Genomic DNA, 24,242 nt, shown 5'->3' with positions numbered 1-24,242 from the left:
TGGCCGAAACAGGGGATAAGGTTAACAGAGCCGCCGCCATCGGGCGGCATGATGAGGCATGTGGGCAGCATGAAGCGACGACAGTACAGGCGGCAGATCAAGCGGCGACGGGAGACCTGGTGGTGGCACTATTTGCCGTTGCACCGGGAGGTCATCGGTGGCCATCTGGGGCCGGCCTCCGATCCCGTCGACGAACCTAGCCGGCCTCGTGTACCCGGTTCAGGGTGACCTGACCGAGCTGACTCATCTGGCGGCGGATCCAGGCCGAGCGCTGCTGCACATAGGGCGAGGGGGGCTTGACCCGGTAGCGCCAGGGATTGGGCAGGGCTGCGGCCAGCAAGGAGGCCTCGTAGCGTGTCAGGCGCGCCGCCGGTTTGCCGAAGTAGTGCCTGGCGGCGGCCTCGGCGCCATAGATGCCGGGCCCGAACTCCACTATGTTCAGGTACACCTCGAGGATGCGGGACTTGTCCCAGCCCAGCTCCATCAGCAGGGTGAACCAGGCCTCTATCCCCTTGCGCAGGAAGCTGCGATCGCTCCACATGAAGAGGTTCTTCGCCGTCTGCTGGCTCAGGGTGCTGGCGCCGCGCACCCGCCGGCTTTGCTGGTTGTGCTTGAGGGCCGAGCTGATGGCGTCCATGTCGAAGCCGTTGTGATCGGCGAAGCGCTGATCCTCGGCGGCGATCACCGCCAGTTGCAACTCCCGCGAAATGCGCTCGAGCGGCACCCAGTCGTGCTTGACCTCGGCCACCTTGGCGGGCGGAAACAGCGCCCGCTCGAGACGCCAGGTCCACATGGGGGGATCGATGAAGCGCAGCAGCGCCACCGAGACGATGGTGCTGGCCAGCGCCGCCAGCAGCAGCTTGCCGAGCCAGCCCAGCAGGCGGCGCCAGCGCGTCGCTCTCACGGGCTCGGGCTCTGAGTCCCACTCATAGTGAGCGGGATCATCGGGATCCGGAATTATTGGGGCAGCCATTCGATGTGGCAGAACTTCTCGTCGACACGGTGGGAGAGCAGCATGCGGGCGAACAGGTGCTCATACTCTTGCTCGGCATTACCAAGGCCAACCCAGATCTCGGCGTACTCGGCATCGCTCACGGCAAACCCCACGTCCGCTTCCCAGTCATCGGCGGGGTCGGTCTCCGCCAGCAGGCCGCGGTCGTTGAACGCCTGGTTGAACAGGGCTATCTCCTGCTCGGGCAGGTTGTCCGAGGCCAGCTCCATGAAGAGTTCGAGGGCGGTATCGAGCAGTTCCTCGACGCTGTGCATTTCGTCATTCAAAGGCATAAGAGCTGTGTTCCAGATGAAGGGGAGAGGTCCCGTCGGCAGGGCCGAGGGGGCGGGCGGTATTCTAGCTGGCCCCGCACGCCTTGGCGAGATGCCTCTGCGCCAGCCAATAAAAAACCGGATCCTGACAAAGGATCCGGTCTTCACTGGGGAAAAGGGTCACGCATGGGGCGTCAGCTCATCCCTTCTTCTGGTCGTCGGCGAAGGTGATGTTGAGCTCCAGCACCGACAGCTCGTCACTCTTCTGATCGAGCTGGACGGTGATCTTGTCCGGATCGATCTGCACATATTTACGGATCACGTCGAGGATATCCTGCTTGAGCTGGGGCAGGTAATCCGGCCCCCCTCTGGATGAACGCTCGTGGGCAACGATGATCTGCAACCGCTCTTTGGCCAGTTGTGCGGTGTTCTGTTTCTTGTTGGAACGAAAATAATCCAATAATGACATGTTTAACTCCCGAACAGTCGGCTAAAGAAGCCCTTCTTCTCTTCTTCCAGAAAACGAAAATCCTTGGTATCGCCCAGCAGGCGCGCGACGGCGTCCTCATAGGCCTGACCGGCATCGGACTCCTTGTCCAGAATGACCGGCTCCCCCGAGTTGGAGGCGCGCAGCACCGCCTGGGACTCCGGGATCACCCCGAGCAGTTTGATGGCCAGGATCTCCTGCACATCCTGCACGCTCAGCATGTCGCCACGGCTGACGCGGGTCGGGCAGTAGCGGGTCAGCAGCAGGTGCTCCTTGATGGGGTCTTCCCCGCGCTCGGCGCGACGGGACTTGGAGGCCAGGATGCCGAGGATGCGATCCGAGTCGCGCACGGAAGAGACTTCCGGGTTGGTGGTGACGATGGCCTCGTCGGCGAAGTAGAGCGCCATCAGGGCGCCAGACTCGATGCCGGCGGGGGAGTCGCAGACGATGTAGTCAAACTTCATCTCCGCCAGCTGATCCAGGATCTTCTCGACCCCTTCACGGGTCAGGGCGTCCTTGTCCCGGGTCTGGGAGGCGGGCAGGATGAAGAGGTTTTCCGAGCGCTTGTCCTTGATGAGGGCCTGGTTGAGGTTGGCCTCACCGTTGATCACGTTGACGAAGTCATACACCACGCGCCGCTCGCAGCCCATGATGAGATCCAGGTTTCGCAGGCCAATGTCAAAATCGATGACCACTGTCTTGTGGCCACGCTGGGCCAAGCCGGTGCTCAGGGCCGCGCTGGTTGTGGTCTTGCCAACGCCACCTTTGCCCGATGTAACGACTATGATTCGCGCCATTCTCGCTTCCTTGTAACTCTATTTGATGCGGTCTATTCGGAGTTGTTCGTTGTCCAGCCGGATATGGACTGGCTCTTGTATCAGGCCTGCCGGCAGTGCGTCGCTGAGCTGGAAGGTGCCCGCGATGGAGAGCAGCTCGGCCTGCAATTGCTGGCAGTAAATGCGGGCAAGGGGATTGCCCTTGGCCCCCGCGATGGCACGGCCACGCAGGGCGCCATAAATATGGATGCTGTCATCGGCGATGACTTCGGCGCCAGGACTCACCGAGCCCAGCACCACTAGCGAGGTGCCGGCAGCATAGATCTGCTGGCCGGAGCGCACCGGCCCGACGTGGACCTTGCTCGGCTCCAGGGGGGCCTGAACTGGGGCGACCGGGGCCACCTCCACGGGGTCAGGCGCTGGCGCCACAGGCTCGGGGTCAGCCTTGCGGCTCTTGCCCGACACCATGACCGCCAGCCCGGCCGCCTTGGCCGCCGTCTTCATCGCCTCATCCCGCGCCCCCGTGATGCCGACCAGCACGAAATCTTCCGACTCGACCAGCTCCCTGAGCTGCTCGAAATCCGGGATCTCGCTGAGGCGTTCCACATTGAGGACGAGGGGGGCACAATTAAAAAACTGGGGCGCCTGCGCGACCTTGGCCTCCAGCAGTTGTCGGATCCGGTCCGGATTGCCATCGCTGAGATGCAACACAGAAATAGTGAAGGTGGTCCCTTTCAATTCGTTATCGCGTTCAACCATGAATCTTCCCCGAACCGAGACGGTAATACGTTATTGTTATTCAATTCCTGATGTTATAGTTTGCCACCACCAGAGGCAATGAACCCGTCGGATTATATCAATTTCCATGTTGTGTGCAGTCTATAAAAGTCGCAAAAAAGCCGAGACCTATCTCTTTATTGAAAGAAGAGAGGACTTTTCCCGCGTGCCAGAGGCACTGATGAGTACCTTCGGGCGCCCCGAGCTGGTCTTGATGACCAAGCTGGACCCGGCCAAGCCCCTGGGGATTGCTTCCACCGAGCGGGTGATGGCGGCCTTGCAGAGCCAGGGCTTCTACCTGCAGGTGCCCCCTCCGCCAGAAAATTTGCTGGAGCAGCACAAGGCACAATTAAAGGGCGCCCGCTGATGCAGGGTCGGCTGGCACTGTTATTGTTGAGCGCACTATTAAGTGCGCCCCTGCAGGCTGGCGTCGATTTTGACCATTATGTGACGAGTCTCAAACAGCAGGCTTTGGCGGCCGGCATCCAGCCTGCGACGGTAACGGCCGCCTTTGCAGATATTCGCCTCATAGAGGCGGCCATCAAGCACGACAAAAATCAGCCGGAATTCAAACTGACTCTGGATTCCTATATTCCCCGCGCCGTGCCCCAATGGAAAGTCAAGCAAGCCCGGGCCTTATATCGCCAGCATCTGCCGCTGCTCACGAAAATAGGTGATGAATATGGGGTGCAGCCCCGTTTTATTGTCGCCTTGTGGGGCATAGAAACCAATTTCGGCAAACTCACCGGTAATTTCCCGCTGATCTCCTCCCTGGCGACCCTGGCCTGGGAAGGGCGCCGAGAGGCCTTCTTCAAGGAGCAGCTGTTCGATGCCCTGCGCATCATAGAGCAGGGGCACGTGAGCCCCGCCGCCTTCAAGGGCTCCTGGGCGGGGGCCATGGGGCAGGTGCAGTTCATGCCCTCGTCCTTCCTTAAATACGCGGTCGATCAGGACGGGGACGGCAGGAAGGATCTGTGGGGGAATTTGGCGGATGTGTTTGGTTCGGCAGCCAATTATCTGCACCAGAACGGCTGGCGCGAGGATCAGACCTGGGGCCGGCGGGTGAGGGTGCCTGACTCCCTCAATCCCACCCTGTTCGGGCTGGAGCAGCGCAAGCCGCTGTCGGCCTGGCAAGCCCTCGGGGTGCGGCAACTGGACGGCTCGCCGCTGCCCAGCGCCGACATGCAGGCCTCCCTCATTCGGCCCGATGACGTCCATGGCCGCAGTTATCTTGCCTATGACAATTATCGGGTGCTGCGCCACTGGAACCGCTCCCCCTATTTCGTGGTGGCGGTCGGCACCCTGGCGGATCGGATAGTGGATTAAAAGCGGAGTAAGTGCGGGATAAGAGTGGAATAAGATGGTGGGGGAGATCGCCTAACAAGATAGCAAAATTATCCCTCCCCACTTTGACCACGACGAATGAGCTGAGCCCATCCGAGTGAATTGCCCGCTTCCTCTTTATTCTTCATGTCAGTGCGTCTGCCCTTGATAAAATTCACAGACAAAAAAAGGCGGGAATTTCTCCCGCCTTGTTTGCATCTGCTGTTTGCCGCTTATTCGCAGGCAACCTGCATCACCTTGATGGCCAGGCCACCGCGGGAGGTCTCACGGTACTTGGAGTCCATGTCCTTGCCGGTGATGTACATGGTCTCGATCACCTTGTCCAGGGAGACACGGGGCTTGGAGGTGCGACGCAGTGCCATGCGCGAGGAGTTGACCGCCTTCATGGCGGCGATGGCGTTGCGCTCGATGCAGGGCACCTGTACCTGGCCGGCGACCGGATCGCAGGTCAGACCCAGGTTGTGCTCCATGCCGATCTCGGCCGCTTCACACACCTGCTCCGGGCTGCCACCCATGAGTTCAGTCAGGCCGGCGGCGGCCATGGAGCAGGAGACACCTACCTCACCCTGGCAACCCACTTCGGCACCTGAGATGGAGGCGTTCATCTTGTAGAGCATGCCGACGGCGGCGGCGGCCAGGTAGAAGCGGGTGTATTCGTCGCGGCCGACCGGCTGGATGAACTTGTCGTAGTAGGCCAGCACGGCCGGGATGATGCCCGCGGCGCCGTTGGTCGGGGCGGTGACGACGCGGCCACCGGCGGCGTTCTCTTCACTCACCGCGAGAGCGAACATGTTGACCCAGTCGACGATGCTCATGGGGTCGTTGGAGAGATGCTCGTTGGTGGTCAGCTGACGGTAGAGGGGCGCGGCACGGCGCGGCACCCGCAGCGGACCGGCCAGCACACCCTCGGTGCGGCAGCCGCGCTCTATCCCTTCACGCATGGTGGTCCAGATCTTGCCGAGCTTCTTGTAGATCTCTTCCGGGGTGTTGAAGCACTTCTCGTTCTCCAGCATCAGGGCGGAGATGGAGAGACCGGTCTGGCCGCAGTGGGCGAGCAGCTCGGCGGCGCTCTTGAAGGGGTAGTTGACGGTCATGTCGCCGCTGTCGGCCTTGCCGAAGTTCTCTTCGTCGACGATGAAGCCGCCGCCGATGGAGTAATAGGTCTTGCTGTAGATGGCCTCGTCTTCGATGAAGGCGGTCAGCTTCATGCCGTTCTCGTGCAGGGGCAGGGCCTCGTCATGGAACACCATGGCGCCTTTCGGGAAGCTGACGGTGTGGCAGTGCAGGCCGATGGGCAGGCGACCGGTCTGCTCGACCCGGGAGATGAATTCAGGAATACCGTCGATGTCGACATTTTCCGGCAGGTTGCCGGCCAGCCCCATGATGATGGCGGTGTCGGTGTGGTGGCCTTTGCCGGTCCAGGAGAGGGAGCCATAGACGTCAACCTGGATCCGGGTGATGTCACGGATCTTACCGCTAGCACGCAGATCATCCACGAACTGTTTGGCAGCTTTCATCGGGCCGACAGTGTGGGAAGAGGAGGGGCCAACACCGATTTTGAAGATATCAAAAACGCTGATCATGTAACAATTACCTCAGGGTAGAAGGGGGCGCCATGCCCGCTCGCAGAAAGGGTGATCCATGGGACGGGTCTGTCGTCACAAAGGCCAGGGAACCAGATAACCGCAGTGTAACGGCTTCCTGCCTAAAAAAAGTTGAAATAGATCTATTTTTGTTGAATTCACGGCGCGAGTATAAAATTTATTTTGATGGTTATCCATTTTGTTAAGCCTCAGGCAAACGTTTTGCGAAAAAATACCCGGCCAGGCCGGGTATCTGAGGGTCATCTGAGAGCGCTTTTACCCAGGCTTAACATTCGGTGATGTTGACGGCGAGGCCGCCGCGGGCGGTCTCCTTGTACTTGGTCTTCATGTCGTTGCCGGTTTCCCACATGGTCTTGATCACCTTGTCCAGCGACACCTTGTGCTCGCCGGTGCCACGCAGGGCGAGGCGGGCGGCGTTGATCGCCTTGACCGCCCCCATGGCGTTGCGCTCGATGCAGGGCACCTGCACCAGGCCGCCGATGGGATCGCAGGTCAGCCCTAAGTTGTGCTCCATGCCGATCTCGGCGGCGTTCTCGACCACCGCCGGGCTGCCGCCTTGCAGCTCGGCCAGGGCGCCGGCGGCCATGGAGCAGGCGACCCCCACTTCTCCCTGGCAACCCACCTCGGCCCCCGACAGGGAGGCGTTCTTCTTATATAAGATGCCGATGGCGGCGGCGGTGAGGAAGTATTGCATCAGCAACTCGTCATCCACCTTGCGCACGAAGCGATCGTAATAGTGCAGCACCGCGGGGATGATGCCGGCGGCGCCGTTGGTGGGGGCCGTCACCACCCGGCCACCGGCGGCATTCTCCTCGTTGACGGCTAGGGCAAACAGGTCCACCCACTCCATCACCATCAGGGGATCCTTGTTGAAGTTGGTCTCGCCACAGAGCTGGCGATAGAGGGCCGGGGCGCGGCGCTTCACCTTGAGCCCCCCCGGCAACACCCCCTCGCTCCTGCAGCCGCGCTCGACGCAGCCCTGCATCGCCTGCCAGATCTTGCGCAGGCCCGCCTTTATCTCGGCCTCGCTGCGAAACACCTTCTCATTGGCCAGCATCAATCCCGAGATGGAGAGGCCGCTCTCCTTGCAGTGGGCCAGCAGCTGGGCACCGCTCTCGAACGGGTAGGGGACGGGGTGGGCGGCATCGAAGCGGGCGGCCTCTTCCCTGGCATTGGCGAAGTGGCTCTCCTCTATGATGAAGCCGCCGCCGATGGAGTAGTAGGTCTGCTCGAACAGCAGGCTGTCACCCTCATAGGCACGCAACGTCATGCCGTTGGAGTGGGCGGGCAGGGTCTTGCGCCGATTGAAGAGGATGGCGCCGACGCGGGGGAATTGGCTCGGTTGTTCCCCTCCCAGCCGCAGGGTCTGGCTGTGCTCCACCTCGCTGAGGAAGGCGGGGATGGCCTCGATGTCCACGGATTCGGGTTCAAAGCCGGCCAGCCCCAGGATGATGGCCTTGCCGGTGCCATGCCCCTTGCCGGTCTGACCGAGAGAGCCGTAGCACTCGACCACGACGCGCTCGGTGCGGGAGAGGAGTGCACCCTGCTTGAGGGTGTGCACGAAGGCGCAGGCTGCCCGCATCGGCCCCACAGTGTGGGAGGAGGAGGGACCAATCCCGATGGAAAACAGGTCGAAGACACTGATCATGACGTACTCCGATTATGGATTTCGTCTAAACATTGTAAATTTTTTGTAGTCGATGAAAAGGGGGGAAGCGACAGCCTGTGATGGCGGTGTGGAAATGGAGCAAGACAGGGGGTTCAGGGGCGCCAGGAGGACAGGTTCAGCCTCTCATGGCGCCCCTGCGGCGCTATCAGTCGAGGAACTCGCACAGGTAGGCGGTGGCTGTCTTCACTTCCAGCTTGAAGGAGGAGTGACCGGCCACGTCAAAGGACTCGCCCTGATGGTAGCTGTGCCACTCGTCTTCATCGGCCAGCTGGATGCGAAGGACACCCTTGATCACCGTCATCCGCTCCGGGGCTGCGGTGTTGAACTGGTAATCACCCGCTTCCATCACACCGACCGTGGCTTTCTCGCCTTTTTGCTCGAAACCGATGGATTTAACATTTCCGTCAAAATATTCGTTAACTTTCAGCATCTTTTCTTCCCTGTATGCACGTTTGCAGAGTCAACGTAGCACACTGTTTTGGATGTTGTCATGGTAAAAGGAGCAAAAATAGGCGTGTCTCTTTTGAGACTTCACTTTCTCATAAAGTTATCAATGCATTTCGTTAACGGATTCTGATGTAAAACGGGGCGCAAATATGAGATAAAGCGCGCCGCCAGAGCAATGGAGAGGATTTGACGCTCTGGGTGGTCATTTACACTGTAAAAGTGTGAGTCATTGCTAAATAAAGGAACATTCTGTGTTGACAAAAGGATTAATTAAAAATATCGGCTTCCAGGTTGTGGTTGCCATGATCCTGGGGGCGCTGGTGGGTGCCCTCATGGGTGAGCAGGCGACCGTCTTCGCGCCGCTCGGTACGCTGTTCATCCAGCTGATCAAGATGCTGGTGATCCCGCTGGTGGCGGTCGCCATCCTGTCCGGTGCCGCCAACCTGGGCGCCAGCCCGGCCGCAGGCAAGATAGGGGTGACCACGCTCGCCTTCTTCCTCGGTACCTCCGCCCTGGCGGTGCTGCTGGCGCTGGTGATGGGTCAAGTCTTCAAGCCCGGTGTCGGGGTCGATTTTGGCTCCACGGCCGCCATGTTCTCCGGTGATTACGCCGACAAGGGCGCCCTGCCGGATGCCGTGGCCACCCTGCTTGGGATGATCCCGACCAATGTGTTCAGCGCCCTGAACGAGGCGAACATACTGCAGATCCTGGTGTTCTGCATGTTCCTCGGCATCGCGCTGGCCAAGCAGCCCCGCGAGCGTGCCAAGCCGCTGGTGGACGGGCTCAACACCCTGGTGGACGCCTTCGTCTGGATGATCAACAAGGTGATGCTGATTGCTCCCATCGGGGTATTTGGCCTGATGGCCGACGCCATCGGCACCTATGGCTTCGACGTGCTGACCCTGGTGCTCAAGCTGTTCGTGGTCTATGTCGCCGCCATCCTCATCTTCGGCTTCGTGGTCTACCCGCTGCTGGTCGCCTTCTTCTCCAACACGCCGGTACGCAAGTACTTCTCGGCGATGAAGAAGCCGCAGATCGTGGCCTTCTCCACCGCCTCCTCCATGGCGACCCTGCCGGTCAACATGGAGACCTGCGAGCGCGATCTGAAGGTGACCAACGCCACCGCTTCCTTCGTGCTGCCGCTGGGCGCCACCATCAACATGAGCGGCAACGCCATCTATTACGGTCTGGTGGCCATCTTCTTCGCCCAGGTCTACAACATCGACCTCAGCATGGGCGCCTGGGCGGCCATCATTGTCACCTCTACTCTGGGTGCCATCGGCCAGGCCGGCGTGCCGGGCCCGAGCTTCCTGGTGGTGGCCGTGCTGCTGGCGGCCGGCATTCCCATCGAGGGCTTGCCGCTCTTGTTCGCGCTGGATCGTTTGTTCGACATGATCCGTACCGCCCTCAACATCACCGGCGATGCGGCTTGCGCCATCATAGTCGACCGCTACAGCCCGGATTACGATCCGAACCGCTGGAGCAAGGAAGCCTGAGACCAGGCTCACTGCCATGAATGACAAGAGGGAGGCGCAAGCCTCCCTCTTTTTATTTTCCTCGGACCGGAATGCCGACTCAGGGAGTCAGCTGACCCAGCGCCTGCCGGCAGCGCTGCTCGGCGGCCTCCAGCTCCAGCAAGACCATCTGGATGTCTTCCAGCTGCTGCTGCAGCGTCTCCCGCTTGTCGGCCACCAGCCCCAGCATGGTCTGCAGCTGGGAGCGGCTGCTCTTGTCCGCGTCATAGAGATCGAACAGCTCACGGATGTCCGCGAGGCTGAAGCCCAGCCGTTTGCCACGCAGGGTCAGCTTGAGGCGCACCCTGTCCTGGCGGCTGTAGATCCGGGTCTGTCCCTGGCGCGTCGGATTCAGCAGGCCCTGATCCTCGTAGAAGCGGATACTGCGGGTGGTCACATCGAATTCACGGGCCAGCTCGCTGATGCTGAAGGTCCGGGCGTCATCCTTGGATTTGGTCATAGGGCTGTCTGGCTGTCATCTGGTTGTCAATGCAGGCTGGCACCTTACCCAAACGTCAACTTGCCCGCAAGTCTTGTTCTGGTGGCGGTGGCGGCATATGTTATCTCAATGTAACAAGGAGAGTGCAATTGATGGATATAGTGATTGTGGCGGCCAAACGTACCCCCATGGGGGCCTTTCAGGGGGCCTTGAGCGCACTGAGTGCACCCGAACTCGGCGCCTGCGCCATCCGCGCCGCCCTGGCGGCGGCCGGAATAGACCCAGCTCGGGTCGATGAGGTCTATCTGGGCAATGTGCTGAGCGCCGGGGTAGGGCAGGCACCGGCGCGCCAGGCGGCGCGGAGGGCCGGGCTGCCTGACAGCGTGCCCTGCACCACCCTCAACAAGGTGTGTGGCTCCGGCATGAAGGCGGTAATGCTGGCGGCAGACGGGTTGCGGCTGGGGGAGGTGGATGTGGTGGTAGCCGGCGGCATGGAGAGCATGAGCCGGGCCCCCTATCTGCTGGACAAGGCGCGCAGTGGTTTTCGCATGGGCCACCAAAGCGTGCTGGATCACATGTTCCTCGACGGTTTGCAGGATGCCTACGAGGGGCAGCTGATGGGCCACTATGCCCAGCTGAGCGCGGACAGAGCCGGGCTGACCCGGGCCGACATGGATGCCTTCGCCATCGCCTCTCTCGAGCGAGCCCTGGCGGCCCAGCGAAGCGGCGCCTTCGGGGCAGAGCTTGCGCCCGTGATGGCCGGGGACACCCTGCTGCTGGCCGACGACGAGCAACCGGAGAAGGCCAGGCCAGACAAGATACCGACCCTGAAACCGGCCTTCAGCAAGACGGGCACCATCACGGCGGCCAATGCCAGCTCCATCTCGGACGGGGCGGCGGCACTGGTGCTGATGCGGGCCGAGACGGCTCATCAACTGGGCTTGCCGGTGCTGGCCAGGGTGGTGGGATACCAGAGCCATGCCGCCCTGCCGGCGGAGTTTACCAGCGCCCCCGTGGGCGCCATCGACAAGCTGCTGGCCCGGGTGGGCTGGTCGGTGGAGGAGGTGGACCTGTTCGAGGTGAACGAGGCCTTCGCCATGGTGAGCATGCTGGCCATGGCGGGGTGCCAGATCCCCCATCACAAGCTGAACGTGAACGGGGGCGCCTGCGCCTTGGGTCATCCTCTGGGAGCCAGCGGTGCCCGCATCCTGGTCACCCTGATCCATGCCCTGCACGCGCGCGGGCTCAAGCGAGGGGTGGCGAGCCTGTGCATCGGCGGCGGGGAGGCGACCGCCATGGCCATCGAACTGGGCTGAGGCCTGGCACCCGACGGTGCTTGCCGATAAATGCACAACGTCCCTCTTGCAGGGACGTTGTCATATCTGGGTATTGATCGGTGAAAGCGGGGAGGATCTGGCTTCAGTCCGTCCCTTCCATCGCCTGGAGCTGCTGATTGACCCAGGTGGTGGCGGCCAGATAGAGGTGGCTGACCTTCTCTTCATTGAGCCCCAGGCGGGCTGTGCTGGCGGCGATCCGCTGCCAGTTGGCCTTCTCGTACTCTTCACAGAACGCCAGATAGAACCCCAGGTTGCCCTTGCGCTCCAGCAGGGCGGCGCGGATCTCGGCGGTCAGGGGTATGGTGCCGAGCAGCCGATCCAGCGGTTGCCCCATCAGCACGTCCAGCAGGGAGAAGAGCCCGGTGATGAAGGCTTGCTGTGCCTGCTGGGTGGGGGCATGGGTCTGTGCCAGCAGCTCGCAGAAGCGGGCCCGGATGAGGGACATCTGGTAGAGCTCGGCACTCTTGTCGTGACCGGCGCTGGTGGCGGCGATCAGGGCCACGAAGCGTTTGAGCTGGGCGTGCCCCAGGGAGCTGGCGGCCTGGCGAAACGAGGCGATGGGCTGGGGAAAACGCTTGAGGTGGTTGACGTAGCGCAGCAGCTTGAGGGAGAGGGAGAGATCCTGGTTGAGCAGCTGCTCTATCTTGTCCAGATCCGGCTCGGCTTGATTGACCACCTTCAGCAACTGCATCACCACCAGCTGGGTCGGGGGCATGGTGGTCTGCTGCACCATCTGGGGCCGGCTGAAGAAGAAACCCTGGAACAATTCGACTCCGAGCGCTTTCATCTGTTCAAACTCGTCCTTGTCCTCCACCTTTTCGGCGAGGTAGGTGAGCGGCAGGTGGTTATGGGTCAGCATGAACTGCTCTATGCTGGCGAGCGGCGTGGCCCGCAGATCGAACTTGATGATGTGGATATAGGGCAGGAACCTGTCCCAGGCCGGGACCAGGGTGAAATCATCCAGCGCCAGCCGATAGCCCAGCCCGTGCAGCTGGATCACCTTGTCCAGCAGCGCATCGTCGGGCTCGGCATCTTCCAGTATCTCGATCACCACCTTGTCCTGGGGCAGGCACTCGGCCAGGCCGTCCAGCAGCAGGGAGTGAGGAAAGTTGATGAAGCAGGGGTGGCCGCCAAGCAGCTGATCGATGTTCTGTTGCAGAAATTGCTCTGTCACCAGTCGGGAGGTGGCCAGTTGGGCGGAGATGGGGGGAAACACATTATCCAGGCTGTCGCGAAACAGCAGCTCATAGGCGTGGGTCTTCAATTCCCGATCCAGGATGGGCTGCCTTGCTACATAGGAATACATGCATTTCTCCAGCATGGGTGAAGGCTTGATTCTATGGTGAAGCGGATCACTATGCCAGTGCCGACCGGGTCGAAAGGGTCAGCAACTGGCATAGTGTTGCCAGGGGTGGCGGGATCAGAAGAGGTAGTTGAGCTGCAGACCGGCCAGCCAGGCATCTCCTTCCGAGGTGCCCTGGAAGGTGGAGGTGGTTTGCGCCATCCCGGGTTTGAGCTGCATGGTTTCGCTCACCTCGACCTTCTTGCCATCGATCAGGGTCAGCCCCAGATCCAGCGACAGGTTGCTGTCTATCTGGTAACCCACCCCGGCGCTGTACCAGACCCGATCCGAGTCCGGGATGGAGATGGTACGGCGATCGGCGGGGACAGGGCTGCGATCATAGGCCAGACCGGAGCGAAGCTGCCACTTCGGATCCAGGCGATAGGTCAGGCCGAGGGCGTAGCGCCAGCTGTCTTCCCAGTGCTCGTCCTTGATGTGCATGGTGCCATGGTGATCGAGCTCGGACTCGAGCTGGACGAACTTGCTCCAGTTGGTCCAGTTGATGCTGGAATGGATCGCCAGGGCCGGGGTCAGCTGATGGAACAGGGCCAGCTCCGCGGTGGCGGGCAGGGGCAGATCCAGGGTGCCGGTGTCGGTGAAGGTGCGGCCCAGCAGATCGGTGCCGACGGCATCCCCGGAGAGGGTCAGGTTGACGTCATGGCGATAGGAGAGGCCGAGGCGGGTGGCTGGCGACAGCTCCAGCAGGGTGCCGAGATGCCAGCCAAGGGCCCAGCCATCCCCCTTGAGGTGCTTGGCAATCTTGTTGTTGGAGGGGAAGGTGCCGCCCACTTCCCCTTCGCCCTGAATGGCGGAGAGCCCAGCGCCGACCGACCAGTGCTGGTTGATGCGATAAGCCAGGGAGGCGCCGAGATCCACCGTCTTGATGTCCGAGACATTGCCGAAGTGGCCGGCGTTGTAGTCGTTCGGCATCTGGACGCCGAGGCCATAGTAGGAGGTCGCCGCCAGCCCCAGCCACCATTGATCATTCAGGGGCAGGATGAGATAGGCGTTGGGCACCCAGGCACCGTCCGCGATGTCGTTGGCGCTCGCATCCAGGGTCACCGGGCCCTGGGTGGTGGGGACCCGGGTCACCCCCTCGATGTTGACGTCAGGCTGGATATGGATGACGCCGCCGGAGAAGGCGGTGCGCTCGAAACGGGTCATGGCGGCCGCATTGCGGGCGAGCACGCTGGCGTTGTCGGCGATGGCTGCCTCCCCGGCGAAGGCGCGGCCCATGCCGGTGGCCGATTGTTCCGCCAGCTGGAAACCGGCCGCCAGGAGCTGACCCGGCAGCAAGATCAGGGCGATAAGGGAGGGTTTGATGGTCGACTGCATTGCTTTTCCTCGGGATGAACTGAGGGTTCATTCTGTGATTCGGTTGGGGGCGGGATTTTATATGGTATGACCAGCAAGGCAACGGGGGTGGGGGCAGAGCGGGCAAAACGGGATTAAATGCTGGAGGAATCGACTCTAACAGCTTGATAAAAAACAAAAAGAGTACAGGTGTTTGCTACAGCTGTGCGCCGAGATGGGGATGTCGCATAAAAAAAGAGCGCCCGAAGGCGCTCTGCTTGATAACGGTGAAATCAGAATTTCATGTTGAACTGGGCGGAGGCCAGCAAAGCAGTACCGCTAGAGGTACCCTTCCAGCGTACCGGATCGGTATGGCTGGTCAGACCTTCGTTCACGTCCACTTTCTTGCCATCCAGGTAGGCCATACCGAAGTCGACGCTCATGTCCTGATCGATGTGGTAGGTGGCGCCGGCGCTGTACCAGACACGGTCGGAGTCAGGAATGCTCAGGCTGCGGTATTCCGGCTCGATCGCGGTCTTGTCGTAGGCGAAGCCGATGCGGGCTTCCCAGGACGGGTTGACGTACCAGGTACCACCGATGGCGTAGCGGGTGGAGTCCTTGAACTTCTCGTCTTTTTGCAGACAGATGCCACCGGCACAGGAGTTGCTGGTGGCCTTGAGCTCCTGGAAGGCGCTCCAGTCGGTCCAGTTGACGGAGTAGTGCATCGCGAACTGCTGGTTCAGACGGTGGTAACCGGCGAACTCGGCCTGGGCAGGTAGATCCAGCTTCAGGTTGCCATCGACGGTCTGGTAACCGGAGGTCAGCCCCTTGAAGTCGCCGTCAAAGCTCAGATCTACCTGGGAGCGGTAGGTCAGGGCCAGGCGGTTGTTCTCGTTGATCTCGTACAGGGTTCCGACGTTCCAGCCAAAGCCCCAGGTGTCACCCTTGAGGTGGGCGATGGCGGTGTCGCTGTTGTGAACGATACCGGTTCTGGCAGTCAGGCCCGGTGCCAGGGCTCCGGCATAGCGGTTCAGCTCGGCCTGGGCATAGACGGCATTGATGCCCGCACCCACGCTGAAGTTGGAGTTGATGCGATAGGCGATGTTGGGGTTGATGTTTAAGGTCAACAGCTCGGTATCACCGGCACCGGCACCGGCCGGGAAGGTTTTGGAGTACTCGGTGGCGAGGCCGTAGTTGGAGAAGAGGCCAATCCCCCATGCCCACTGATCGTTCAGGGGCTGGATGAAGTAGGTGGCCGGCACGAAGGCATCGGGGGCGATGTCGCTCTCGCTGGCCGATGCCAGCTTGGCCGGACCGGCATAGATGTCACCCGCGACATCCACATCGGGCTTGATATAGGTACCGGAAACAGACAGTGCCATCTTGTCGAAGGTGGTCATGGCGGCCGGGTTGCGGGACAGCACGGCCGCGTTGTCGGCAATGGCTGCTTCACCGGCATAGGCGCGGCCCAGACCAGAGGCCGAGTGTTCGTTCAGCTGGAACGCGGCGGCGAAGGTCTGAGTACTGGCCAGGGTAACGGCCGCGGCGATCAGGCTTTTCTTGAAAAAGGCAGTTGTCATAGTGTTCTCTCTTTGTAAGCAGATTTTCTGTCGAGATCAGGGCTCTTTGGCCGCTATAGACGACAAGATCTGTTGTTATGTCAGCTTCTTCCCATTCACTTCTGGCGTGATTCTATGGATCTGGTAGGAGGTAAGAAATCAGACCAGTGACAGCAGAATACATAAAAGTTTCCATTGTGTTAATCATTTGTTTTAACTTGCCGTTTAAATAGTCTGTTTTATCCATTATTGGATAAATAACACACAATAAGTTCCTTTTGAATCTTTCAAAAAAAAGTGTAAAAATGTGACTTCAGGTGGGTATCAAGCAGGAAGTTGTCGGGATTCTGAGATGAACAGGCAGACAACGACGGTGTCTGCCTGTGGTATGGAGGGGACGGGTGCCCGGTCAGCCCCAGTCAAGATCTGTTAAATGGACCAGTGCAGGCGTGACTCAAGCTGCTTCGCAACCGGGGCCAGTGACTCCTGCATGTCTCCAATCAACACCATGTTTGCCCCCTTGAGCGGGAGTATCTCCCCCTTGAGGGTACCGTCTGCAAAATCGGGCTGGATCCTGAGTGGCACATGCTTGGGCACCAGGAACAGGGTGACCGGGCCCATCTTGCCCTCAAGCACCATGTGCAGGGCCGGCCCCTGATAAAAGGCACAGTGATTGACATAGGTGACCTTCATGCCCGGCATGCCCATCAGGGTGGCGCCATATTTCTCCATCTTGGCGTTGATGGTCTGCAGGCTCACCTTCTCATCCACCCCCTGGATGAAGGGCTCCTCCCCATAGACGTGGGCCATGGCCACCTGGGCCAGCGACAGCGGCTCCGATGCCGGTGGCCAGCTTAACCAGCGGGTACTCATGCCGAGCAGGAAGGCGACCGAGGCCGCCATGGCGAGGGGGCGCCAGCCTCTGCCTTTGGCCGCAGAGGGCAGTGGCACCACCTCGTCGTCCGCTTCCATCGCCTGGCGGAGCAGGATCCGCCCGGCGAGACCGGCGGGCACCTCGACCTCCATCGCCCGTTGCAGGCTGCGATCGAGCTGCTTCATCTCGTCCAGGTGCTTGCGATTGGCGGCAGACGCCTCTGCTGCGGCGAGGAAGGCAGGATCCCTGTCCGTGGGATGGGTGATGGCCCGGCGGCGAAATTCAAGCTCATCCATTGGTGTGACCTCTCTGTTGCTGCGCAGCCTCCATGGCCTCTTTGATCTGGTTGCGAGCCCGGAACAGCCGCGTCATGACGGTGTTCTTGTTCAGGCCTAGCTGGGCGGCGATCTCCTCGCCGCTGAATCCCCCCAGCACCTGCAGCAGCAGGGGCTCCTGATACTCGTCGGGCAGGCGGGCGATGTGGCGCCTGAGCCACTCGTGCTCCATCTCCTGCTCGCTGTGCAGCGCATCCTGATCGCTTTGGGGATGCTCGTCGAGATCGACGAGATCGAACTGCTTGCGCTCGAAGCGCCGGGCATTTTCCCGCCGCAATATGGTGATGAGCCAGGCCTTGGCTGCCTTGTCATCGACCAGGGAGTCGAGCGCCTTCCAGGCTCGCAGGAAGGTCTCCTGCACCAGATCCTCGGCGACTTGGGGATCCCGGCACAGCCAGTAGGCGTAGCGGTAGATGTCCCCGTGCAGGGCGTGCACCAGGGCCTCGTATTTCGTTTGTTTGTCTGCCATATCCCCATAGACCGGGGTGGCCGAGGGATCCTTTCCCGTTCCTGCCTTTTTTTTTCTAAAAAAACCTAACGTCATGAATGCGATTCCTTTTTCATGAGTGGTTTGCCGCAGGCGTCAGGGACGTGCCCACGCCAGTTTTCTGAGGACATAGGCTATCGCAAAAGTCTCCCTGGCGCACAGCGCCCGGGCCAGCCCCTGCCAGTCTACCCCCTGGCTTGCGGCGCCAGGGGCGGCGAAACAGGCCCTGTCCAGATCATCGAGTCGCGCGCCCATGGCGGGATCGCCATGCCAAGGCAGGCTGGCCAGGTGCTGGCAAGGCTGCCCCCGGCGCAGCGCTGCCCAGGCCAGCAAGGCCCATCTGACCAAGTCAGGCTCCCGCGCCGCCAGGGCCCGTTGCAGCCGATAGAAGGCGAGCCAGCGCGGCCCGCCTTGGCACAGGGCGCGCAGCAGCAGCGCCCACAGCACCCAGAGGAGGCTCTCTGTGCCGGGCGCCCTGGCGGGATCTGAAGGGGCGGCGTCGCCCTCGATGTGCAGTGTCTGCGCCGGCAGGCGGGCCTGCTCGATGCGCCCGGTACTGGTGTTGAACCAGGCGAGGGTCACGGCGGGCAGGGTATAGCTGCCTGGGGCTTGTGCGGTCAGGGCCTGGCGCCACTGGCGTTCGAAGCGCAGCGCCCCCTTGGCCACGAAACGCTCCTGCTGCTGCTCGCCGTCCGGTTTCATCGAAAGACCCTGTGGCAATGCCGGGGCCGGGATCTGTGGCAGGCGGTTGCCATCTCCTCCCTCCATCACCAGGGTGAGGGTGCGGATCACCGGCTCCCCGACGCTGGCTCCCCTGGACGGACTGAACTGCTGGCGCAGGACCAGGCTGCTCGCCACCGGCTCCACCGGTGCCTTGTCCACCTTGACGAAGAGGGTGGCCGCCCTGGCGGAGAGCAGATCCCCTGCGTCGTTTTGCGCGGCGGTGTCCGGGTCCTGGGGCAATCGCCCCTGGAAGCGGGGGGACTCCAGGGGATGCAGCCCGGGCTCCCTGGCCTGGAGCAGCCACTTGCGGATCAGGCGCCCTGGCATGCCGGGGCTGGCGGGGGACTCCCAACGATCGTCGCCGAGGCGGCGTATGGTGAAGCCTTGACCGAGGGGCTCGCTGAGGTTGGGGGCCTCCATGTTGGCGGGCAGCCAGAGGCTCAGCTCATAGATGAAGGGTTGCCCCGGGTAGAGGGGGCCCTGATGCAGCACCCTGGCCTGCAGCTCAATGGGGGAGACACGCGTCTCGGGTTGCGGCGTCAGGGTGCCCGTCCGGGGGGGCGTCGGAATGGGCAGCGCGGGCGTCTGTTCGGCGCCGAGGGTCAAGGGAGGCACCTGGCGGGGACTGGTCTCCAGCAGGTGAAGCGGGATCTGCCAGCGGATCAGGCTGCTCACCTCGGTATTGACGCGGCTGATGCTGACCCGGCCCACCGCAAACTGGCGCAGCAGGGGGAGCAGGCTGAGCTCGTCACCCTTGAGCTGCCCGTCGGCTTCGATGACGAGCAGCCAGTCGCGATCGCTCTCCCCCGCCAGCAGCTCGGCGCGAGGGGGGGCGGCCTGCACTGGAGCGATCTGTACCTGGGCGGCCAGCAGCATGGCGAGCAACCAGCAGCCGCTAGGCACCTTCATCAACCGGATGAGTGAACGCAGCCAGGGGATCACCAGGGCTCCTCCACCTTGAGAAGGGGGCGGCGCTCGGCCTCCTTGCGCAGCCGCTGCTCCAGCAAGAGCACGGGGGGCGCCGGGGGGCGGGGGTTGTCCGGGGCGGCAGAGGGCTCGGGGGGCTCGCCGCTCTCGGGGGCCTGGGCAGAAGGGGTCGCCTGTGGGGAGTTGGCCCGCAGCAACGCCAGGTTATGGAGGGCATCCTGGTGCCCGGGCTCCCGCTTGAGGGCGGCCAGGTAGGCCAGCTCGGCCCCCTTGAGATCCCCGAGCCAGACCAGCGCATTGCCCCTGTTGTAGTGGGCGGTGGCCGTGTCGGCGCGGCCATAGGCGGCGACGGCCCTGGCATAGTCAGCGGCCCTGTACCAGGCATTGCCCTGCCAGACGGGGTCCTGGAAGGCGCGGGCCGCCTCCTGATAGCGCCCCTGGGAGAAGGCGTGCCAGCCCGGCGCCTCCTGGGCGGGCCACCAGGGGGCGGACGCCGCCTGCAGGGGGGCCGGGGGGAAGATCACCACCATGAGCAGCAGCAACCACTGGGCCCCTATGCGGGCCAGCAGCGCCAGGGGCAGCAGAGGAAGCAGCAACCAGGGGCCGAGATCGAGGGACTGGGTCCCGGTCTGGGTCTGGCTCATGGGCAGGGGGGCAAAGGAGGGGAGCCCGGCCTGCAGCCATTGCAGCCTTCCCCCTGTGCTGGCCGCGAGATCCCCCATGGCGGCGCCGTCCGGTGCCGGCAGAGTCTGCCCCAGGGCGCTGCCGAGTCGCCATCCCTCGGCGGGGGGCGGGGGCAGCGCAGCGCTCTCGCCGGCATTGGCCAGCAGGATGTCGAGTCGGGGGGGCGGTGACTGCGGGCAGAAGAGGGTATCCAGACAGGGCCAGAGATCGGCGATGCGCGCCATCTGGCTCTCCGATAAGCCGTCGGTGATGAGCAGCAGGCGCGCCTGCTGGCCCGGGGGGATCTGCGCCAGGGCAAGTGCCACGGCCCGCTCCGGTGCGCTGCCCTGAAGCGGCATGATGGCCGGGCGCAAGTCCGGCAGCAGCAGCGAGATGGCCTGATGATCCCGGGTAGGGGGCATGGCGAGGTAGGCATCCCCGGCAAACAGGATGAGTCCGAGGGGATGGGGCGCCTGCCGGGCCGCCGCCTCGGCCAGCATGTCCTGAAGCAGCAGGCGCACCCGGGTCGCCCGATCCGGGGGTAGATCCTTGGCCTGCATGGAGCTTGAGAGATCCAGCAACCAGAGATCCAGAGCCGGGCTGCTGACGGTCTGGCTCTGCTGGCGCAGGGCTGGACCCGCGAGTGCCAGGATCACCGGCAGGGTGGCCAGCCAGAGCCAGGGGATGGCCCGGCCCCGGGTCGGCAACAGATAGGCCTGCATGGCGGGGGCCAGCAAGGGGCGCTGCCGACGACGGCGCCACCCCTGCCACAGCCAGGGCAGCAGGGCCAGCAGCCAGAGCGGGCGCAGCAGCATCAGCTCCATGATGACGCCCCTTCAAGCCACTTATTCATGGGGCGGCTCCGGCGGTTCTCTGTCCGTTCGCCGCCCCGGCCAGCGCAGTCGGGCCGGCCACACCAGCAGCAGCCAGGCCAGCGCCAGGGGCCAGGGGTAGAGCTCATGGTGAGGACGATAGAGGGTCTGCGGGCGGGCGGCCGGCTCCAAAGTGTCTATGGCCTGATTGATGGCCGAGAGATCGGCCTGGCTGCGGGCGCGAAAATAGCGGCCATGGCCCAGCTCGGCCAGTTGCTGCAACAAGGGTTCATCCAGCTCGGCGCTGGGATCTGCCCCTCCCAGGGGGGAGGCAAAGGTGTCGGGATCGGCCCCCACCCCCAGGGTATAGAGGCGGATGCCTGCGGCGGCGGCCCGCCTGGCTTCGGTCAGGGGCTCTGCGTTGCCCGCGGTGTTGCGTCCGTCCGTCACCAGCAGCAGGGCGGTGGGACGGGCGGGGTCGGCGTGCTGGCGGGCCAGCAGTATGGCCTCGCCGAGCGCCGTGGTGCGCCCCACCAGATCGAAATCGAGCTCGCGGGTCAGTGCCAGCAGGGCCCGGGTCTCCTGGGTCAGGGGGGAGAGCAGGTAGGCGTGATCCGCAAAGACGATGAGGGCGATGCGATCGCCGGGTCGCTCTCCGATGAGCTGCGTTATCTGCTGGCGCACCGCAGAGAGGCGATCGCGCTGCTCCCCCTCATCCAGCATGTCCTGGGTGTGCATGCTGTCGGAGAGATCCACCGCCAGGATGAGATCCCGGCTGGCCTGGTAGTGGATGAGGGGGGGCTCCTGCCACTGGGGGCGGCACAGGGCCAGCACCAGGGCACACCAGCACAGGGCCATGCGCCACAGGGGTTGCCCGGCCTGGGGCAGCAGCAGGGGGAAGCCGGCATGGATCAGCCTGGCGCGGCCGGTGCGAGAGAGCGGGGGCAGGCCGAAGCGCACCAGCAGCGGCAATGCCAGGGCGAGGGCAAACCAGGGCCAGGCGAGGATCATCTGGCCCCTCCTCTGCGGGGGCGGCGCCACAACACAGGGCGCGCCATCCAGCGTGGTGCACTGACGCAGCGGCGCCCCCAGTTGAGGTAGGCAAGGCGCAGCCGTGCCCGCTGCGCTGTGTCCGGCGTGGCTGAGCCATAGAGCCAGCCCGGCCACTGGCGGGCGAACTCGCCAAAATGGCAGCCTCCCTGGCGGTCGAGCCAGGCGAGCCACTCCTCCCCTTGCAGGGAACGCGCCTCTGGCCAGCGGGCGATGGCCGCCTCTCTCAGGGCGGCGTGCAGGCCAGGCACCAGATCGGCGGCCTGCCAGTCTATCTGGCGTGCCCAGCGGCGCTGACGCCACAGGGTGTTTATGGTGGCCCCGATCAGCAAGGCGGCGAGCACGGCGATCAGCAGCCAGCCCCAGGCCAGCAGACGGGGATCGCTAGCGCTCTCCAGAGGAGGACCCGGATGGATGTCGCGAAGCTGCCCCTGGATCTCCTGAAGCCGCGTCAGCGAGGAGATCTCCCCAGGCGGGTGCTGGAGGGGGGCGCTTTGGGCTGCGCTCAGAACAGACGGCATCCAGCCTCCTGCCACTGGCGTTGCAGGGGCAAACCGTTGTCGAGGCGGTAGAGGCGCTGTACCAGGGGCAACAGCTGCTGCTGGCAGGCATCGGCCTGCTGCCTTGCCGCTTCCTGGTAGCGCCAGCGAAAGAGGGTCTGACCGGCATCGAGCCAGCCGCTGCGCTTGCCCGATTGCACCGCCAGTTGCCCCTGCTCGGGCAGGGCCGCCTCCAGGGGATCCCGGATCTGCCAATAGTGGATGTCGTGGCGCTGGCCGAGGCGTTGCAACTGCTGGCTGAGCCCCTGATCAAGGGGCTGATGGTGGCTGATCACTGTCAGTCTGGCGCCATGGGGCAGGCTGAGGCGCGCCAGGGTCTGGGCCAGGGAGTGAGGCAGGGGAGCGCGATCCAGCCCCGCCTCATAGTGGTGACAGAGTGCCTCCAGCAGGGGGATCAGGGAGTCACGCTGAGACTCGCTGCGGGTCTCCACCCCGTGGCAGACCAGGGTGTTTGCCTGCTTCTCCCCCTGCCACAGCAAGGCGGCGGCAAGCTCGCAGCCGAGGCGGGCCTTGAGCTGGGAGCCAGAGCCGAAATACATGGCGGGGGAGAGGTCCAGCAGCAGCCAGTGAGCCTGCTCCTGCTCCTCGGCATACAGCCGGGTGTGAGGGCGGCCGAGGCGGGCGGTGACCCGCCAGTCGATGTGGCGCACCTCGTCCCCGGCCTGATAGAGGCGCAGCTCACGAAAATTCAGGCCCGGCTGTCGCCCGAGCCGCCCTTGACGGGCCAGGTGAATGCGCGCCCGCTGACCCTGCCTCGCCCAGAGCCGGATGGCCAGCAACTGGGCCAGGGACAGGGCGATGTCGGGATGGGCGCGGGGATCAGCGGATCTGGTCATGGGGGCCGATCATCAGGGGCATGGCACAGGGCTGGCGCGCAGTCAGGGACATGGAATGAGATCCAGCAAGCGGGCGATCAGGGTGTCGTTGTCGAGGTTGTCCGCCAGGGCCTGATAGCTGGGGATTAAGCGGTGGCGATGAACGGCGCGCTGTCAGGGGCATGGGATAAGATCCAGCAAGCGGGCGATCAGGGTATCGTTGTCGAGATTGTCCGCCAGGGCCTGATAGCTGGGGATGAGGCGGTGGCGCAAGATGGCCGGGGCCAGCTGCTGGATGTCTTCCGGCAGCACGAAGTCGCGCCCTGCAAGCCAAGCCCGGGCGCGGGCGGCGCGGGCCAGGCCTATGCTGGCCCTTGGGCTGGCGCCTACCGCAATGAGGGGTTCGAGCTCGGGGCAGAGGCCGCTGCCGGGGCGGGTGGCACAGATCAGCTGCACCAGATAGTGCTCGAGCCGGCTCTGCATCTGCACGGCCTGCACCGCGCTGCGGGCCGAGAGCAAGGCGGCCTGGCTCAGGGTCACGGGGGGCGGCGGCAGCGCCTCGCCCCCGGCGTTGAGCTGCAAGATGGCGAGCTCCATGGCGGGGCTGGGGTAATCCACCATGAGTTTGAGCAGGAAGCGATCGAGCTGGGCCTCCGGCAGGGGATAGGTGCCCTCCTGCTCTATGGGGTTCTGGGTCGCCGCCACCATAAAGAGCGGCGGCAGGCGCCAGCTCTTCTTGCCCACGGTGATCTGGTGCTCGGCCATGGCCTCCAGCAGGGCGGACTGCACCTTGGCCGGGGCCCGGTTGATCTCGTCCGCCAGCACCAGGTGGTTGAACAGGGGGCCGGGCTGGAACACGAAGCTGGCATCTTGCGGGTGAAACACCTCGCTGCCGGTGAGATCGGCGGGAAGCAGGTCGGGGGTGAACTGGATGCGGGCGAAGCGCCCCTCGACGGCGCCGGCCAGCGCCTTGACTGCCCGGGTCTTGGCAAGGCCGGGGGCGCCCTCGATCAACACATGTCCTTCACATAGCAAGGCGATCAGCAGCCCCTCGATGAGGGAGCCCTGTCCCAGAATTTGACTGCCAAGATAGTCCCCAAGCGCTCTGAATTCGGCCGCTGCCATGTAATGAACCCGTTGTTTTC

24 protein-coding genes are annotated in these 24,242 nt (G+C 63.4%); 4 read left to right on the top strand and 20 right to left on the bottom strand.

Annotated features, from left to right (window positions below; all coding sequences use genetic code 11):
* Positions 1-196: 196 nt before the first annotated feature.
* The 5 genes from mtgA to minC form a co-directional block, all read right to left on the bottom strand.
* Positions 197-973, bottom strand: a complete 777-nt coding sequence (gene mtgA, locus ACB030_RS03835; protein ID WP_205641822.1) for a monofunctional biosynthetic peptidoglycan transglycosylase — start codon at positions 971-973, stop codon at positions 197-199.
* On the bottom strand, positions 958-1,284 hold the full coding sequence (locus ACB030_RS03830; protein ID WP_371158147.1) for an HI1450 family dsDNA-mimic protein: 327 nt from the start codon (positions 1,282-1,284) through the stop codon (positions 958-960). The genes mtgA and ACB030_RS03830 overlap by 16 nt, the downstream gene beginning before the upstream one ends.
* Positions 1,285-1,462: 178 nt before the next feature.
* Entirely contained in the window at positions 1,463-1,732 is a 270-nt protein-coding gene (gene minE, locus ACB030_RS03825; protein ID WP_010674646.1) for a cell division topological specificity factor MinE, read from the bottom strand.
* A 2-nt stretch (positions 1,733-1,734) separates the two neighbouring features.
* Entirely contained in the window at positions 1,735-2,547 is an 813-nt protein-coding gene (gene minD, locus ACB030_RS03820; protein ID WP_005331693.1) for a septum site-determining protein MinD, read from the bottom strand.
* A gap of 18 nt (positions 2,548-2,565) precedes the next feature.
* Complete coding sequence (gene minC, locus ACB030_RS03815; RefSeq protein WP_371158144.1) at positions 2,566-3,285, bottom strand: septum site-determining protein MinC; 720 nt, start codon at positions 3,283-3,285, stop codon at positions 2,566-2,568.
* Between the two features lie 106 nt (positions 3,286-3,391).
* Between minC and ACB030_RS03810 the strand changes: the two genes are divergently transcribed.
* Complete coding sequence (locus ACB030_RS03810; RefSeq protein ID WP_025326888.1) at positions 3,392-3,670, top strand: YcgL domain-containing protein; 279 nt, start codon at positions 3,392-3,394, stop codon at positions 3,668-3,670.
* Positions 3,670-4,629, top strand: a complete 960-nt coding sequence (locus ACB030_RS03805; protein ID WP_371158141.1) for a lytic transglycosylase domain-containing protein — start codon at positions 3,670-3,672, stop codon at positions 4,627-4,629. The genes ACB030_RS03810 and ACB030_RS03805 overlap by 1 nt, the downstream gene beginning before the upstream one ends.
* Before the next feature lie 230 nt (positions 4,630-4,859).
* Here the strand turns inward: ACB030_RS03805 and ACB030_RS03800 are convergent, their stop codons facing one another.
* From ACB030_RS03800 to ACB030_RS03790, 3 genes are all read right to left on the bottom strand, one after another.
* The gene (locus ACB030_RS03800; RefSeq protein ID WP_205641818.1) at positions 4,860-6,230 is read right to left on the bottom strand and encodes an L-serine ammonia-lyase; all 1,371 of its coding nucleotides are present in this window, start codon (positions 6,228-6,230) and stop codon (positions 4,860-4,862) included.
* 286 nt (positions 6,231-6,516) lie between these two features.
* Positions 6,517-7,899: an L-serine ammonia-lyase gene (locus ACB030_RS03795; protein WP_371158139.1), complete on the bottom strand. Its 1,383-nt coding sequence runs from the start codon at positions 7,897-7,899 to the stop codon at positions 6,517-6,519.
* Between the two features lie 166 nt (positions 7,900-8,065).
* A complete protein-coding gene (locus ACB030_RS03790) occupies positions 8,066-8,350 on the bottom strand; it encodes a pyrimidine/purine nucleoside phosphorylase (RefSeq protein WP_205641816.1) in 285 nt (94 codons plus the stop codon).
* A 268-nt stretch (positions 8,351-8,618) separates the two neighbouring features.
* Between ACB030_RS03790 and ACB030_RS03785 the strand changes: the two genes are divergently transcribed.
* Entirely contained in the window at positions 8,619-9,863 is a 1,245-nt protein-coding gene (locus ACB030_RS03785) for a dicarboxylate/amino acid:cation symporter (protein WP_371158136.1), read from the top strand.
* A 79-nt stretch (positions 9,864-9,942) separates the two neighbouring features.
* On the opposite strand, the gene ACB030_RS03780 is transcribed toward ACB030_RS03785, so the two are convergent.
* Positions 9,943-10,341: a MerR family DNA-binding transcriptional regulator gene (locus tag ACB030_RS03780; protein ID WP_005325128.1), complete on the bottom strand. Its 399-nt coding sequence runs from the start codon at positions 10,339-10,341 to the stop codon at positions 9,943-9,945.
* A gap of 131 nt (positions 10,342-10,472) precedes the next feature.
* Between ACB030_RS03780 and ACB030_RS03775 the strand changes: the two genes are divergently transcribed.
* Positions 10,473-11,636: an acetyl-CoA C-acyltransferase gene (locus ACB030_RS03775; RefSeq protein ID WP_371158134.1), complete on the top strand. Its 1,164-nt coding sequence runs from the start codon at positions 10,473-10,475 to the stop codon at positions 11,634-11,636.
* A gap of 103 nt (positions 11,637-11,739) precedes the next feature.
* Here the strand turns inward: ACB030_RS03775 and ACB030_RS03770 are convergent, their stop codons facing one another.
* The 11 genes from ACB030_RS03770 to ACB030_RS03720 all read right to left on the bottom strand — a co-directional run bounded on the left by ACB030_RS03770 (position 11,740) and on the right by ACB030_RS03720 (position 24,222).
* Positions 11,740-12,963, bottom strand: a complete 1,224-nt coding sequence (locus tag ACB030_RS03770) for an EAL and HDOD domain-containing protein (protein WP_371158132.1) — start codon at positions 12,961-12,963, stop codon at positions 11,740-11,742.
* 114 nt (positions 12,964-13,077) lie between these two features.
* A complete protein-coding gene (locus ACB030_RS03765; RefSeq protein WP_371158130.1) occupies positions 13,078-14,334 on the bottom strand; it encodes an OmpP1/FadL family transporter in 1,257 nt (418 codons plus the stop codon).
* A gap of 251 nt (positions 14,335-14,585) precedes the next feature.
* The gene (locus ACB030_RS03760; RefSeq protein ID WP_371158128.1) at positions 14,586-15,872 is read right to left on the bottom strand and encodes an outer membrane protein transport protein; all 1,287 of its coding nucleotides are present in this window, start codon (positions 15,870-15,872) and stop codon (positions 14,586-14,588) included.
* Positions 15,873-16,280: 408 nt separating this feature from the next.
* Complete coding sequence (locus tag ACB030_RS03755) at positions 16,281-17,021, bottom strand: DUF3379 domain-containing protein (protein WP_371158126.1); 741 nt, start codon at positions 17,019-17,021, stop codon at positions 16,281-16,283.
* Positions 17,014-17,604, bottom strand: a complete 591-nt coding sequence (locus ACB030_RS03750) for a sigma-70 family RNA polymerase sigma factor (protein ID WP_139438325.1) — start codon at positions 17,602-17,604, stop codon at positions 17,014-17,016. Before ACB030_RS03750 ends, ACB030_RS03755 begins: the two co-directional genes overlap by 8 nt.
* Positions 17,605-17,643: 39 nt before the next feature.
* Positions 17,644-19,179, bottom strand: a complete 1,536-nt coding sequence (locus tag ACB030_RS03745) for a hypothetical protein (RefSeq protein ID WP_371158271.1) — start codon at positions 19,177-19,179, stop codon at positions 17,644-17,646.
* A 29-nt stretch (positions 19,180-19,208) separates the two neighbouring features.
* Positions 19,209-20,684 carry a VWA domain-containing protein gene (locus tag ACB030_RS03740; RefSeq protein ID WP_371158124.1) on the bottom strand — a complete coding sequence of 492 codons (1,476 nt, stop codon included), beginning with the start codon at positions 20,682-20,684 and terminating at the stop codon, positions 19,209-19,211.
* Positions 20,685-20,705: 21 nt separating this feature from the next.
* Positions 20,706-21,683 carry a VWA domain-containing protein gene (locus ACB030_RS03735; RefSeq protein ID WP_371158122.1) on the bottom strand — a complete coding sequence of 326 codons (978 nt, stop codon included), beginning with the start codon at positions 21,681-21,683 and terminating at the stop codon, positions 20,706-20,708.
* Complete coding sequence (locus ACB030_RS03730; protein WP_371158120.1) at positions 21,680-22,243, bottom strand: DUF4381 family protein; 564 nt, start codon at positions 22,241-22,243, stop codon at positions 21,680-21,682. The genes ACB030_RS03735 and ACB030_RS03730 overlap by 4 nt, the downstream gene beginning before the upstream one ends.
* Positions 22,228-23,118, bottom strand: a complete 891-nt coding sequence (locus ACB030_RS03725) for a DUF58 domain-containing protein (RefSeq protein ID WP_371158119.1) — start codon at positions 23,116-23,118, stop codon at positions 22,228-22,230. Before ACB030_RS03725 ends, ACB030_RS03730 begins: the two co-directional genes overlap by 16 nt.
* A gap of 153 nt (positions 23,119-23,271) precedes the next feature.
* Entirely contained in the window at positions 23,272-24,222 is a 951-nt protein-coding gene (locus ACB030_RS03720) for an AAA family ATPase (protein WP_371158117.1), read from the bottom strand.
* Positions 24,223-24,242 lie beyond the last annotated feature (20 nt).

The organism is Aeromonas sp. S16(2024) (assembly GCF_041403065.1).
Taxonomy (GTDB): domain Bacteria; phylum Pseudomonadota; class Gammaproteobacteria; order Enterobacterales; family Aeromonadaceae; genus Aeromonas.
The sequence above is the reverse complement of the archived record's forward strand: the minus strand, read 5'-3'. Positions and strand labels throughout refer to the sequence as shown.

Coding starts and splice junctions, on each gene's coding strand:
- mtgA (WP_205641822.1), bottom strand. CDS start 973: ATGGCTGCCCCAATAATTCCGGATCCCGATGATCCCGCTCACTATGAG.
- minE (WP_010674646.1), bottom strand. CDS start 1,732: ATGTCATTATTGGATTATTTTCGTTCCAACAAGAAACAGAACACCGCA.
- ACB030_RS03800 (WP_205641818.1), bottom strand. CDS start 6,230: ATGATCAGCGTTTTTGATATCTTCAAAATCGGTGTTGGCCCCTCCTCT.
- ACB030_RS03795 (WP_371158139.1), bottom strand. CDS start 7,899: ATGATCAGTGTCTTCGACCTGTTTTCCATCGGGATTGGTCCCTCCTCC.
- minC (WP_371158144.1), bottom strand. CDS start 3,285: ATGGTTGAACGCGATAACGAATTGAAAGGGACCACCTTCACTATTTCT.
- ACB030_RS03760 (WP_371158128.1), bottom strand. CDS start 15,872: ATGACAACTGCCTTTTTCAAGAAAAGCCTGATCGCCGCGGCCGTTACC.
- ACB030_RS03765 (WP_371158130.1), bottom strand. CDS start 14,334: ATGCAGTCGACCATCAAACCCTCCCTTATCGCCCTGATCTTGCTGCCG.
- ACB030_RS03780 (WP_005325128.1), bottom strand. CDS start 10,341: ATGACCAAATCCAAGGATGACGCCCGGACCTTCAGCATCAGCGAGCTG.
- ACB030_RS03755 (WP_371158126.1), bottom strand. CDS start 17,021: ATGGATGAGCTTGAATTTCGCCGCCGGGCCATCACCCATCCCACGGAC.
- ACB030_RS03735 (WP_371158122.1), bottom strand. CDS start 21,683: ATGATCCTCGCCTGGCCCTGGTTTGCCCTCGCCCTGGCATTGCCGCTG.
- ACB030_RS03830 (WP_371158147.1), bottom strand. CDS start 1,284: ATGCCTTTGAATGACGAAATGCACAGCGTCGAGGAACTGCTCGATACC.
- minD (WP_005331693.1), bottom strand. CDS start 2,547: ATGGCGCGAATCATAGTCGTTACATCGGGCAAAGGTGGCGTTGGCAAG.
- ACB030_RS03745 (WP_371158271.1), bottom strand. CDS start 19,179: ATGAAGGTGCCTAGCGGCTGCTGGTTGCTCGCCATGCTGCTGGCCGCC.
- ACB030_RS03790 (WP_205641816.1), bottom strand. CDS start 8,350: ATGCTGAAAGTTAACGAATATTTTGACGGAAATGTTAAATCCATCGGT.
- ACB030_RS03730 (WP_371158120.1), bottom strand. CDS start 22,243: ATGCCGTCTGTTCTGAGCGCAGCCCAAAGCGCCCCCCTCCAGCACCCG.
- ACB030_RS03810 (WP_025326888.1), top strand. CDS start 3,392: ATGTTGTGTGCAGTCTATAAAAGTCGCAAAAAAGCCGAGACCTATCTC.
- ACB030_RS03720 (WP_371158117.1), bottom strand. CDS start 24,222: ATGGCAGCGGCCGAATTCAGAGCGCTTGGGGACTATCTTGGCAGTCAA.
- ACB030_RS03750 (WP_139438325.1), bottom strand. CDS start 17,604: ATGACGTTAGGTTTTTTTAGAAAAAAAAAGGCAGGAACGGGAAAGGAT.
- ACB030_RS03725 (WP_371158119.1), bottom strand. CDS start 23,118: ATGACCAGATCCGCTGATCCCCGCGCCCATCCCGACATCGCCCTGTCC.
- ACB030_RS03770 (WP_371158132.1), bottom strand. CDS start 12,963: ATGTATTCCTATGTAGCAAGGCAGCCCATCCTGGATCGGGAATTGAAG.
- ACB030_RS03805 (WP_371158141.1), top strand. CDS start 3,670: ATGCAGGGTCGGCTGGCACTGTTATTGTTGAGCGCACTATTAAGTGCG.
- ACB030_RS03740 (WP_371158124.1), bottom strand. CDS start 20,684: ATGGAGCTGATGCTGCTGCGCCCGCTCTGGCTGCTGGCCCTGCTGCCC.
- ACB030_RS03775 (WP_371158134.1), top strand. CDS start 10,473: ATGGATATAGTGATTGTGGCGGCCAAACGTACCCCCATGGGGGCCTTT.